13 protein-coding genes are annotated in these 12,707 nt (G+C 44.6%); 4 read left to right on the forward strand and 9 right to left on the reverse strand.

Annotation, left to right across the window (positions count from 1 at the left end; translation table 11 throughout):
- Positions 1 to 317: 317 nt before the first annotated feature.
- Positions 318 to 1,262, forward strand: a complete 945-nt coding sequence (locus AB4Z17_RS26645) for a S8 family peptidase (protein WP_441963164.1) — start codon at positions 318 to 320, stop codon at positions 1,260 to 1,262.
- Between the two features lie 50 nt (positions 1,263 to 1,312).
- On the opposite strand, the gene fur is transcribed toward AB4Z17_RS26645, so the two are convergent.
- The 3 genes from fur to AB4Z17_RS26660 all read right to left on the reverse strand — a co-directional run bounded on the left by fur (position 1,313) and on the right by AB4Z17_RS26660 (position 4,831).
- The gene (gene fur / locus AB4Z17_RS26650) at positions 1,313 to 1,786 is read right to left on the reverse strand and encodes a ferric iron uptake transcriptional regulator (RefSeq protein ID WP_441912591.1); all 474 of its coding nucleotides are present in this window, start codon (positions 1,784 to 1,786) and stop codon (positions 1,313 to 1,315) included.
- A gap of 92 nt (positions 1,787 to 1,878) precedes the next feature.
- The gene (gene spoIIM / locus AB4Z17_RS26655) at positions 1,879 to 2,499 is read right to left on the reverse strand and encodes a stage II sporulation protein M (protein ID WP_339203331.1); all 621 of its coding nucleotides are present in this window, start codon (positions 2,497 to 2,499) and stop codon (positions 1,879 to 1,881) included.
- A 1,762-nt stretch (positions 2,500 to 4,261) separates the two neighbouring features.
- Complete coding sequence (locus AB4Z17_RS26660; protein ID WP_372238966.1) at positions 4,262 to 4,831, reverse strand: NUDIX hydrolase; 570 nt, start codon at positions 4,829 to 4,831, stop codon at positions 4,262 to 4,264.
- 90 nt (positions 4,832 to 4,921) lie between these two features.
- Between AB4Z17_RS26660 and mciZ the strand changes: the two genes are divergently transcribed.
- On the forward strand, positions 4,922 to 5,086 hold the full coding sequence (mciZ, locus tag AB4Z17_RS26665) for a Z-ring formation inhibitor MciZ (RefSeq protein WP_339203333.1): 165 nt from the start codon (positions 4,922 to 4,924) through the stop codon (positions 5,084 to 5,086).
- A gap of 138 nt (positions 5,087 to 5,224) precedes the next feature.
- On the opposite strand, the gene AB4Z17_RS26670 is transcribed toward mciZ, so the two are convergent.
- The gene (locus AB4Z17_RS26670) at positions 5,225 to 6,355 is read right to left on the reverse strand and encodes a M20/M25/M40 family metallo-hydrolase (RefSeq protein WP_441963166.1); all 1,131 of its coding nucleotides are present in this window, start codon (positions 6,353 to 6,355) and stop codon (positions 5,225 to 5,227) included.
- A gap of 96 nt (positions 6,356 to 6,451) precedes the next feature.
- Between AB4Z17_RS26670 and prli42 the strand changes: the two genes are divergently transcribed.
- Positions 6,452 to 6,553: a stressosome-associated protein Prli42 gene (prli42, locus tag AB4Z17_RS26675; RefSeq protein ID WP_161807522.1), complete on the forward strand. Its 102-nt coding sequence runs from the start codon at positions 6,452 to 6,454 to the stop codon at positions 6,551 to 6,553.
- Here the strand turns inward: prli42 and lipB are convergent.
- The 5 genes from lipB to lpdA all read right to left on the reverse strand — a co-directional run bounded on the left by lipB (position 6,539) and on the right by lpdA (position 12,238).
- The gene (gene lipB / locus AB4Z17_RS26680; protein WP_441963167.1) at positions 6,539 to 7,246 is read right to left on the reverse strand and encodes a lipoyl(octanoyl) transferase LipB; all 708 of its coding nucleotides are present in this window, start codon (positions 7,244 to 7,246) and stop codon (positions 6,539 to 6,541) included. The genes prli42 and lipB overlap by 15 nt on opposite strands.
- 17 nt (positions 7,247 to 7,263) lie before the next feature.
- The gene (locus AB4Z17_RS26685; RefSeq protein WP_441963168.1) at positions 7,264 to 8,586 is read right to left on the reverse strand and encodes a dihydrolipoamide acetyltransferase family protein; all 1,323 of its coding nucleotides are present in this window, start codon (positions 8,584 to 8,586) and stop codon (positions 7,264 to 7,266) included.
- 110 nt (positions 8,587 to 8,696) lie between these two features.
- Positions 8,697 to 9,680 (reverse strand): alpha-ketoacid dehydrogenase subunit beta, encoded by a 984-nt coding sequence (locus AB4Z17_RS26690; RefSeq protein WP_076267031.1) that lies wholly within the window; start codon positions 9,678 to 9,680, stop codon positions 8,697 to 8,699.
- Positions 9,680 to 10,714, reverse strand: a complete 1,035-nt coding sequence (locus AB4Z17_RS26695) for a thiamine pyrophosphate-dependent dehydrogenase E1 component subunit alpha (RefSeq protein WP_430057921.1) — start codon at positions 10,712 to 10,714, stop codon at positions 9,680 to 9,682. The genes AB4Z17_RS26690 and AB4Z17_RS26695 overlap by 1 nt, the downstream gene beginning before the upstream one ends.
- 96 nt (positions 10,715 to 10,810) lie before the next feature.
- Positions 10,811 to 12,238, reverse strand: coding sequence for a dihydrolipoyl dehydrogenase (gene lpdA, locus AB4Z17_RS26700; protein ID WP_441913602.1), 1,428 nt, complete (start codon positions 12,236 to 12,238; stop codon positions 10,811 to 10,813).
- 217 nt (positions 12,239 to 12,455) lie between these two features.
- On the opposite strand from lpdA, the gene AB4Z17_RS26705 reads away from it, so the two are divergent.
- Positions 12,456 to 12,707: DUF2627 domain-containing protein (locus AB4Z17_RS26705; protein ID WP_441963170.1), on the forward strand; the 252-nt coding region annotated here is incomplete at its 3' end.

Consider the following 12,707-nt stretch of genomic DNA (forward strand, 5'->3'; position numbering starts at 1 on the left):
GTTATATTTCGAAAAATATGTGTCAAATTGACAAGTACCCATACCGAAATACGTCCTATCCCATAGACTGAAAAAGGAATTGCTTGATTAGGGGGGTTCTAGGTCCATTGTCAAAAATAAAAGGTATATTTAAAAGCTGTATTTCTTGTAAATCGTCTCAAAACACCAATCGGAAACTAATAACACTCCAATCAGCTAAATCCTATAAACGCTGTCTTCGGCATCTCAAACAACTCGGAATTACCCCGTTCAAAACCGTCTCAAAAAGCCGAATCATCGGTTGTCATTTTCATAAAAACTCGTCTTTACAGTCACTCTTGAGTCTTCCGCAAGTTAAGATTGTCGAAAAAGATTTCAAAATCCGCGCTCACGGCCTGCGTATTAATAATCCAAGGAAACACAGCTATGCAATGCCCCTGCTCACGCCAGCTACAATACCCGCAATTTTGCCATGGAACATTATTCGAGTAAAAGCACCCGAAGCATGGGCTACAACACGGGGAAAATCCATTAATGTCGCTATCCTCGACACAGGAATCGCCAATCATCCCGACTTGAATATCGCTGGCGGGATTAATACAATTAACGGCGGTTCTTACGCTGACGATAATGGTCATGGCACCCATGTGGCAGGCATCGTCGCAGCAGCGGGTAGAGCAGGCAAATCATTGGGCACCGCTCCTGAGGTCAATTTGTATGCGGTTAAAGCGCTGAATGAGGACGGAGAAGGATTTGTTTCGGATATTATTGAGGGAATCAATTGGTGTGTCAAAAATCGCATGAATGTCATAAATATGAGCTTTGGCGTGCTCGGCTCTGAAAGCAGCGATACGCTGCACAACGCGATAAAACGAGCAGCGAAGCAAGGCATCATCATCGTCGCATCTGCTGGCAATGAGGGACGTGCAAGCGGAGTTATCGACGAACCGGCATCTTTTAAAGAAACGATAGCGGTAGCGGCTACGACAAAAGCAAATAAAATAGCTACTTTCAGCAGCAGAGGCAGCGGGATCTCCGTTTCAGCCCCCGGCGAAAATATATTATCCACATGGCTTGGCGGTAAATATAAGAAGCTATCCGGTACAAGTATGGCCTCACCTCATGTTGCAGGCGGTGCAGCCTTGCTGCTTGCAGCAAGGCCTCGGCATAGTCGCTACGCGGTAAAAACAAGGCTGCAAAAAAAAGCGTTCAAGCTAAATAATTATAGTTCGCTTGCACAAGGTGCTGGTTTAATGCAGCTTGATCATATTTTTAAAGCATAATAGAATGCCAAAACGGCTTGCCGTCCAGTTACGCTGGGCAGCCAAGCCGTTTATGATTGATTCTCATTTGGGTTTGCAAGGTCGTTTTTCTCTTTGCATCGATGACAAATGCCTTGAAAATCAAGGCGATGATCAAGCACAAAAAATCCGTATTCCTGCTCTAGCCTCTCTTCTAAAGGCAAAAGCCAGTCATCCTTGATTTCATCCATAGTTCCACATTGTACACATATGAGGTGATGGTGGTGATGTTTATTGCTGTCCGTACGAAGATCGTACCGCGCTACCCCGTCGCCAAAATTCAATTTTTCGACAACATGCATTTCACTAAGCAATTCCAATGTCCGATAAACCGTTGCAAGTCCGATTTCTGGAGCTTTATCCTTAACTAGCATAAATACATCTTCAGCGCTAAGATGGTCATCTTCATTTTCAAGTAAAACTCGTACCGTTGCTTCGCGCTGCGGGGTTAATTTGTAGCCCTGCGACTGCAACTGTTGTTTAATCTTATCAATCCGGGCTTCCATGATTTCCCCCCTACCACATGACTGCGCCTTTTTCAGGAAAGGTTTCCTCTCATTATAGGGGCTAACATGCCGTAAAGTCAAACATTTTGGTGTCAGATTGTGGCGCTAACGGACGCGAGAAGGGGCGAAACCCAACTGATTAATGTTGGTGAAATATAAGCCTCTAACAAAGCTGCTCCTGCAAAAAGAAATAGCATCAACACAGCTGTTGATGTAAACGAGCCCAGCTCAGGCGCAAGTTCCCCCTTTTGCCGAAGGAGCCTATTTTTGATAACGAACATGGAGAAGGATATTGCAGCAGCACTCATGATAACCATTGCCGGTATTGCAATAATATTCTGAGGCGCGATAGAGACCAGCGAGAACAGTACGCCCTTCCACGCATATTGATTGATCAGCGTCCCTACCGAAAACCCAACTAATGCCCCTTTCAAAAAATTAAGCGCGAGCACTCCGGGTATGCCAATCACCGTAATTCCGAGCAGCCATAGTACAAGCAGCCACTTGCTATGGAAAAAAAACCGATCCCAAAACGAATCCGCAGCTCCAGAACCGATGCCCTGATTGATCAGTTGAACATATTGATCTACATCTTGAGCTAGATCCTGCTGCTGCTCCAGCGTCAGTGCATTGACCATCAATGCGCCGAAGATGACACCTACGATAAAAAGAACCGACACAAAAACGTATAGCGACAATTGATTTTTGGCCATGGTCACCGGACCTTTCGGAGTTGTTTGACCCCGCCCCAAAATTAGGGCCTTACTTTTAGATAGACCGTACCTATAGATAGGACACATCCTACAGTTAGGCTACAACCTTGATAAAGGATACTACCTATATTAAGGACTTCTAACACACTACATAAAGGCTTTTCGACCCCACCCAAACCCTCCCTTCCAACGGAGGGCCCCAAGGGTTGCACCCTCTGGACACCCGCAATTCGACTAACGTTAGCGATACTCTGTRCGGATATGCTTGGCTTACTGTGGAGCGCTTTCGTCCCTGCGGGACACGCTGGAAGTTTGTGATTGCAGTGTATGCTGACCAATWCTCGTTTTGARCTACTTCAWAACTTCTAAAGCCTTCTAACATCTTTTAAATCCTTTTAAAATCATTTTAAAGAATAGCAGTAATGACTTTTTWRCATYGRCTTTTTTAAGTTAAAARCTTTTCGAACCTAACCAAGCCCTCCATTTCAAAGGAAGACCCCAAATGTTGTTCCCGCAAGACACCAGTTACTCGACAAACGTTGGCGGTACTCTGTGATGGGACTTATGGTTTAAGGGGGAGAGCTTTCGTCCTTACTAGACATACTTGGAGATTGTCAGTTTCATTAGTTAGTCATTTAGTTTAGTTACAAACATATAGCCATATAGTAGAAAATTTAAAGGAATTTCAATATTATTGAAAACCAAGTTTCAATTTCTGGGTGTTTTTTTATAATTTGCGCTGATTATAACAATATAAATTTATGCTTCTAGAAATTGAGATCGATCAATGAATAGATTAGTTTAAAACGATAAAAATCCACTGCTCTAGATGCTAACGGACATCAGATACCTTATTTAGCTATTCTCCACCTTTTTTCTGATCTTACGGACATAGGATCTCTTATTTAGGTTTGAAAGCTTTGATTATGCTCCTTTTCATCCAAATAACGGAACTCATGTCCGTTAGTAGTCTGTTTATATCGATTTCTTCACAAATAACGGCTTTCATGTCCGTTAAGAGCGTATTTCACGACTCAAAAGCAACCTTGATATACACAATGAACCTTGCAGTGCTAAATAYGAGAAGTGCGTCCCCAAAAGTAAGAGAACCACCGCAAACTAAAAAATTAACACTCAAAAACAAATATAAGAGCAGTTAAACATAAAGAAAACAATAAGCCAAAATTAGAAATATACAGCTTACGGTTCTAGAGTTCTGCAGTTCTAGAGTTCTGCAGTTCTACAGTTCTACAGTTCTACAGTTCTACAGTTCAATGGTTCTAGAGTTCTGCAGTTCTATGATTCTAGAGTTGTTGAGTTGTTGAGTTGTTGAGTTCTTGAGTTCTTGAGTTCTTGAGTTCTTGAGTTCTTGAGTTCTTGAGTTCTTGAGCTCTTGAGTTCTTGAGTTCTTGAGTTCTTGAGTTCTTGAGTTCTGCAGTTATACAGTTCACAGAGTTACTATTGTACAAATTTACAGATTTAAAGATTTAAAGATCTACAGATCTACAGATCTACAGATCTACAGATCTACATCTCTACATCTCTACATCTCTACACCTCTACATCTCTACATCTCTACATCTCTACATCTCTACATCTCTACATCTCTACAGCTCTACAGATGTACATCTCTACAGTTACATAGCTCTACATTCCTATAAATTTAAAAAATCACAAAAATACCCAAGGGGTTGTCTTACTTTTCATTATATGAGGGGTTTGAGAGAGGTATGACGGGTATGTTGTGGGAAGACAGGGTCGGTTAGAACCGACCTGTCAAAGAGTATAGTTTCCAAGCGTAGACGGCTAGGATCGTTTTGGCGTCGCTAATACGGCCTTCTTGGATATAGGCTTCAGCTTGCTCGAGAGTGATGGCTTCAACCTTCAAGTCTTCATCGTCGTCAGGATTGATTACGCCCTGCTCCACTTTATCAGTGAAATAAATATACAGCTTCTCATCTGCAAACCCTGGTGATGTATAGAAAGCGCTAAGGAGAGTCAAATCATCAGAGCGGTAACCCGTCTCTTCTTCAAGCTCACGAGCTGCTGCTGTCATCGGATCTTCGCCAGGGTCAAGCTTGCCAGCAGGAATCTCGATTTGGAATTTTTCCAGAGGCTTGCGAAATTGCTCCACTACTAGCAGCTTTCCATCCAAAAGCGCCATAACTGCTGCTGCTCCCGGGTGTTTGACGATTTCTCTAGTTGCTGTTCTGCCGTCTGCAAGCGTGACGGTATCAACCTGCAGCGTAATCATTTTACCTTCAAAAATAGGCTCGGTCTTAATCGTTTCCTCACGCCACAACTCAGCTCTTTGCTGCTCTTCCACTCGTATTCGCTCCTTAAAATTGAATTTGATTCTTTCGCATAACTTGTCCTGCCTCTGCATAACTATCATTATATCAAATCGACAGGGGAGATTAATATGAAACAATATGTTGCACTCAATCACTTGCGCTTAGTAGGAAAAGGCTGGGAAATAAAACATCAGCTGCGCAAGCTTTCTGCTTCATCCTTATCAAGAACACCCATGTCCGAATATACAAATGTCATCAGCGTACGCCGTGTTCCTTTGGAAAAAACGAATTAATCATGTCACGGACGCATGCATTTAGACAAAAACCCTCCTTCCGCGATCAGCCAAAACTGAGCCGCAGGATCGAAGGGCTTTCTGTCATTTTACGGCAGGGCCAATCGAAGCTATTGCTTCTTACGACCTCCGCTAAAACTATTGTGCTTCAGACGCTTGTTTAATAATTTCAACGACAAGCTCAGTCGTCTTCACCAAATCATCAACCTTGATCTGTTCTTTCGTCGTATGAATATGCTCATAGCCAACAGCTAGATTGACTGTAGGAATGCCTAAGCCGTTAAAAATATTTGCATCGCTTCCCCCGCCAGAATGGAACGTACGCGGTGTACGTCCGATTGCTGTGATTGCTTTTTTGGCGAGCTGTACTACTGGATCTGCATCATCGTATTGATAAGCAGGGTAAATGATTTCACTTTCAAGCTCTCCCCGTGCACCAAACTCCTCTGCAGCACTCTCAACCGCTTTCCGCATCGCAACAATCTGATTGTCCAGCTTATGCTGTACAATGCTTCTCGCCTCAGCATACAGCGTCACAAAATCACACACAATATTTGTAGCGCCGCCGCCCTCGAATCGACCGATGTTCGCCGTTGTTTCTTTATCTATACGTCCAAGCGGCATTCTTGCAATTGCTTTTGCAGCAACTTGAATGGCACTGATCCCATCCTCAGGATTAACGCCAGCATGTGCTGAACGACCATACATTTTGATCGTAACTTTCGCCTGTGTCGGTGCTGCTACTGCTATATCACCAACGGCGCCATTCGAATCAAGCGCGTATCCAAACTTAGCTTCCAGCTTCGATGCATCCAGCGAGCGTGCGCCAAGTAGACCTGATTCTTCTCCTACCGTAATGACGAATTGAATGCGCCCATGCGGAATGGACTGCTCCTTAACGACTCGGATTGCTTCAAAAATGGCAGAAATGCCTGCTTTATCATCAGCGCCAAGAATCGTTGTTCCATCGCTTCTTATATAACCATCAGCGTCAAGCTGCGGCTTGATGCCAACACCAGGTGTTACTGTGTCCATATGGCATGTAAAAAAAATCGTTGGTGCAGATGCTGCTCCCTCTGCTTCCCATATTGCAAATAAATTCCCTGCTCCATGCCCAGTTTTAGCTGCTGCATCATCTTCGCTAATTTGCAAGCCAAGCGCTTCAAACTTTTGCTTTAGCACACGGCTTATTTCCTGCTCGTGTTTTGTTTCGCTATCTATCTTCACCAATTCCATAAATTCATTCACTAAACGATCTTTTGTAATCATTAACGTTTCCTCCGTCCATAACTTTCGTATACAATAGAGTAAATGACAAGCTCATAGCAAGCTATGACGTTCCAAATCAAGAAAGGGGTTTTTCATATGCGCAGACAGCGATTGATTCGAATTGTTGCCATCGTTCTCGTATCGGCATTAGTTTTATCATCCTTGCTAGCTGGTCTTGGATCACTATTTCTTTACTAGATCCAATTCACATCTGAATTCTTTCACAAAATGAGGGAGCAATTGGTTCGCCGCTTCCTCAACCGATAAATCAAGCCCTGTTAAATCATTAAAGGATGTTACGCCGAACTGCTGGATACCGCAAGGAATAATCCCACTAAATCCTTCTTCGGCAATGCCAGATTTAATATTAAGAGCGAATCCATGACTCGTAACAAAGCCCCGCTGATGGCGGGCTTTATTAAATTTTACGCCTATGGCCGCTATTTTCAGATCACCGACCCATACTCCTGTATATTCCGGCTTTCTGCCCGCTTCTATACCATACTCGCTCAGCCAATTAATAATGACTTGCTCAAGGCTCCGCAAATAGGCATGCAAATTAAGGCCTACTGCATCTAGATAAAGAAGTGGATAGCCGACCAGCTGGCCAGGGCCATGATAAGTAATATCCCCGCCGCGGTCGATTTGATAAAAAGCGATACCTCGTTCCTTAAGCTCTGCCTCATCAAGCAGAAGGTGCTCAGGATGTTTGTCAGAACCCATCGTATACGTAGGCGGATGCTGAAGAAGGAGCAGCGACTGATTGCGCTCCTCCTTATCAATTTGCTTTATATATGTTTTTTGCAGCTCCCACGCTTCCGCGTAATCGAGCATGCCTATATATTGGGCATCCAGCCGTCTCAAGCTTTTTGCGTTATCCGCTTCAGCCATGATCGTGCTCCCCTTTTCTAATACAATTTGCTTTCTAGATTAAAGCTCTCTAGATTATCCTTCACACGCTGTAAGAAACGACCACAAATAACGCCGTCCAAAATCCGATGATCAAGTGACAAACATAAGTTAGCCATTGAACGAACAGCGATCATATCATTTATGACAACGGGACGCTTCACAATGGATTCAAACGTTAGAATGGCAGCCTGCGGATAGTTAATAATCGGATATGACAAAATAGAACCGAAGGAGCCTGTATTGTTAACAGTAAACGTTCCGCCCTGCATATCAGACAGCGTCAGTTTACCTTCTCTCGTTTTACGAGCAAGCTCTTCAATTTCTTTGGCAAGACCGGCTACGTTTTTGTGATCAGCATTTTTGATAACAGGTGTTAGGACAGAATCCTCTGTACCAACCGCCAGCGCGATGTTAATATCTCGCTTCACTATGATTTTATCAACAGCCCACATGGAATTCATGATTGGCACATCTTTGATTGCATTAACGACAGCTTTGAGCAGGAATGCCAAATACGTCAAATTAATGCCTTCGCGCTTCATGAAATCATCCTTAAGCTTATTGCGCAGAAGAACAAGATTCGTTACGTCTACTTCAATCATAGTCCATGCATGCGGTATTTCACTTACGCTTTGTCTCATGTTGCGAGCAATCGTATTCCGAATTGGCGTTACATCAATGAAGCTATCACCACGACCAGCTCCCGATGCTCCTTCCACTTCGATTTTTGGGAACCTTGGCGTTTCCGTCAAATGCAGACCAGAAGAACGCACCTGCGCAGCAGCATCTACAGTTCTGGCTGCAGGCACAGCACCATTCCCGTTAGAAGCTTGATTTCCACCAGCTGCTACATAGGCAAGAACGTCTTTACGTGTGATACGTCCGCCTAAACCGGTTCCTGGAACATCGGTAAGACGAATGGAGTGTTCAGCTGCCAGCTGCTGTACAGCCGGTGAGAAACGATTGCGCATTGGAGCGTCTTGCAAATCTATTTCACTTACTTGTGTGGTAGTTGCCTCTCTTGGTGTAGCCGTCTGGGATTCCGCAGCCCCAATTCCGGCATCCTCAGCAGAACCTTCTGTTTCAATTATGCAGATTGGAGTGCCGACTGGAACGGTCTCCCCCTTGCCAACAAGGATACGAACAAGCTTGCCGGCTACAGTGGAAGGCAGTTCGGCATTCACTTTATCTGTAATAATCTCGCAGACAGGCTCGTAAACATCAACCCAATCGCCAGGCTGCTTCAGCCATTTATCGATGGTAGCTGATACAAGTGATTCTGCTAGTTGAGGCACGACGATTTCCGTCATAGTTTTCATAATTCACATCTCCCTACTGGCCGAGGCGTAAACGGCTACCGCCGTCCTTCGGCGGCGCAGCATACGTTTCGCGGTGACATCTAAGCTTAGTACTTTAGACTTCTTATATTTTAATAAAGCGCTAGCTGTCGCATTGCTTCTTTTACTTTATCTTTGTTGAGCATAAAAAACTTCTCGCCCGGCGGGTTGATAGGCATCGCTGGCACGTCTGGTCCACATAGTCTCATAATCGGAGCATCAAGCTCATAAAGCAGCTCTTCTGCGATGATCGCTGAAACTTCTGCACCTACGCCGCCAGTCTTATTGTCCTCATGGATAATAAGCACCTTGCCTGTTTTTCTCACCGCTTCAAGAATGCCTTCTTTGTCCAGAGGCTGAAGCGTCCGTAGATCGAGAATATGAGCGCTAATGCCCTCAGTCGCTAGATCTGCAGCCGCCTGCTCGACAAAATGAAGAGGCAGACTATAACCTATAACCGTAATGTCATCGCCTTCGCGAAGAACATTCGCTTTGCCAATAGGAACAATATAGTCCTCTTCTGGAACTTCATCCATAATGAGCTTGTAGCATTTTTTATTCTCAAAAAACAATACAGGGTCCGGATCGCGCACAGCTGCTTTTAGAAGCCCTTTCGCATCGTATGCACGGTATGGAGCAACAATTTTCAGACCAGGTGTACCGAAAAATACCGACTCCGTACATTGTGAATGGTACAGTCCTCCAAAAACACCGCCGCCAATAGGAGCGCGAATTACGAGCGGGCAAGTCCAATCATTGTTCGAGCGGTAACGGATTTTGGCCGCTTCGCTAATAATTTGATTGGTGGCCGGAAACATAAAATCTGAATATTGCATTTCAGCAATGGGCTTCATGCCATACATCGCTGCACCGATTGCAACACCTGCAATGGCTGACTCTGCAAGCGGAGTATCAAGAACACGATCCTCGCCGAATTGCTCCAGCAATCCTTTGGTTGTTGTAAAGACGCCGCCTTTAAGACCAACATCCTCACCCAGAACGAAGACATCTTCGTCTCGTTCCATTTCTTCCTTCATCCCTTGGCGAATTGCATCAATATATTCAATAACTGCCATTATTCCGTACCTCCTTGATCAGCATCATCCGCATAAACGTGCAGCAATGTAGATTCCGGCGTCGGGAACGGCGCTTTATCGCCATATTCAGTAGCCTCGTCAAGCATCTTGCGAATTTTGGCTTGAAGCTCAGTTTCAAGCTCTTCGGACCATATCTCGCAATCAATCAGATATTGCTTATATTTTGGGATGCCATCTTTCGCACGGTTGGAATCAACTTCTTCCTTCGTACGATAAGCGAGATCGTTATCTGAAGTAGAGTGTGGTGAAATACGGTACATCATTGCTTCAATCAATGTTGGACCTTCGCCTGCAATTGCGCGCTCACGCGCCTCCTTCACAACACGGTACATCTCAAGCGCATCGTTACCGTCAACCTGATATCCAGGGAAACCATAACCAAGTGCACGATCGGCAACTGTACCTGCTAATTGCTTGTGAATAGGAACTGAGATTGCATATTGGTTATTTTCGCACATGAAAATAACAGGCAACTTATGTACTCCAGCAAAGTTGCAGCCCTCATGGAAATCGCCTTGATTGCTCGAACCTTCACCAAATGTAACAAAGCTAACAAGAGGCTTGTTTTTCATTTTTGCCGCAAGCGCTATGCCTACCGCATGAGGAACCTGCGTTGTTACTGGACTTGAGCCCGTTACGATTCGCAGCTTCTTCGAGCCAAAGTGGCCAGGCATCTGGCGTCCGCCGCTATTCGGATCTTCCGCTTTGGCGAAAACCGACAGCAACAAATCACGCAGTGTCATCCCAACAGAGAGCACGAAGCCATAGTCCCGATAATAAGGTAAAAAATAATCTGTTTCTCGATTAAGTGCATACGCAGCAGCAACCTGTGCTACCTCTTGTCCTACACCTGATACGTGAAAATTGATTTTCCCTGCACGCTGCAGCAGCAGCATACGCTCATCAAACTTGCGAGCAGTCACCATCGTTGCGTACATATCAATTGCTTGCTCATCGCTAAGCCCTAATTCCAAATGACGAACATTTTGCCCAGTAGAAGCAGATTGGGTCATAAGGTGTTCCTCCTTTTGCGCGCTATTATAACCTGGTACTAAGACTTGATCATATATATTATAACTCCAATTGAACCAAAAAGAAAACAGTCTTCATTAGAACGATATCGCTCGATCATCTACGGCGAGCATCGCTTCTCCCAGCGCCTCTGAAAGCGTCGGATGAGGATGAATCATTTGGCCAACTTCCCAAGGTGTTGCGTTCAGAATTCCAGCGAGTGCTGCTTCGGATATTAGATCCGTTGCATGAGCTCCAATCATATGAACACCAACAATATCGTTGGTCTTCCGATCAGCGATTACCTTGACGAATCCTTCTTTCTCTCCCAAAACAATAGCCTTGCCAATCGCTTGAAACGGAATTTTACCTGTCTTTATGTCATGCCCTTTCGCGCGTGCTCCATCCTCTGTCAAGCCGTAAGAAGCAATTTCCGGACGGGAATAGATGCACCTTGGTATCAAATGAGCCTCAATCGCAACGGGTTTCTCACCGCAAATATGCTCAGCAGCAATAATGCCCTCATGCGCAGCAGCATGAGCGAGTTGAACGCCGCCAACCACATCGCCAATGGCATAAATATGTGGCTCGCTCGTTTGACCGAACGCATTGACCTCGATCACACCGCTCGATGTGCGAACATCGGTATTTTCGAGACCCATGTTTTCCACATTCGCTTGGCGTCCTACAGATACCAATAGCTTTTCTGCAGTCAATATTACGTCACCATCTTGGGTAGCTGCAACGATAGACACTTCACCGTTTTCACCTTTGTATTGATCGGTCTGCAGTTGAACGCCAGTCAGCACACGTACACCGCGTCCACGCAGCACTCTTGTCAGCTCAGCTGAAACCTCTGTATCTTCACCAGGCAAAAGGCGGGAGCCCGCTTCAACCAAAATAACTTGAACGCCAAAATCATGTAAAAGTGAAGCCCATTCAACGCCGATAACCCCGCCGCCGACAATAATAACGGATTTTGGCAGTTTGTCCATAACTAACGCTTCATCACTGGTCATTATATATTCGCCGTCTGGTGTTAAACCAGGCAGTGTACGAGGACGAGATCCTGTAGCAATAATGAGATTAGTGGATACAACTGATTCCATTTCACCGTCCGGCAGCTCAACGGCTAATGAGCCACTTTTTGGAGAGAAGATTGAAGGACCGATGACTCTGCCTTTGCCTTGAATAATTTGAATGCCATTCTTTTTCATTAGGCTTTGAAGTCCACGATAGAGCTGCTCTACGGTTTGATCCTTACGCTCTTGTACTTTGCCATAGTTGAGTGATATCGCCCCATCTGCCACTTGGATGCCAAATGAGCTTGCTTCAAGCAGCGTTGAATATACCTCAGCGCTTCGGAGCAGCGATTTACTCGGAATACATCCTTTATGTAGGCATGTGCCGCCAAGCTTGTCCATTTCGATAATGGCAACCGATTTTCCTAGTTGTGCAGCACGAATGGCTGCTGTATAACCGCCAGGCCCGCCTCCGAGCACTGCTACATCTACCTGTATAGCCATAAAATCATTCCCTTCTAATAACCATAACTATATACTTTTTTTTGCCTATTCATATAACTCTCAAAGATGCCCATTCGCATTGTAACATGTCATCCATCCCTATTGTACCTGTTTTTAATGACGAAAACATCGTCGTTTTACGAAATAGACACTCTACACGTAAAAAGGTATGATAGAGCTAACTGTATATTTTGACCGATAAGGAGACACTGTATTTATGAAATTAGTTACTGCTCGCTTTATTGCTATCCTCATGCTCGTTATTCCAGGCTTACTTGCTTGCTTCGGTTTTCTGAAAATGAAAGATTCGGTATTCGTGTATTTCTCTGAATTCGGAAATGAAACCATTACGCCAGATTTTGATTGGCTCAAATTTTTACTTGGATTTATCATGTTCGCTGCAGGTGCAGGTTTTATCGCGGGCTGGACTTTTTTTCGCGACCGCAAACGGAACTACGTTGCTACTAGG

The organism is Paenibacillus sp. TAF43_2, assembly GCF_052113545.1.
Classification (GTDB): Bacteria; Bacillota; Bacilli; order Paenibacillales; family Paenibacillaceae; genus Pristimantibacillus.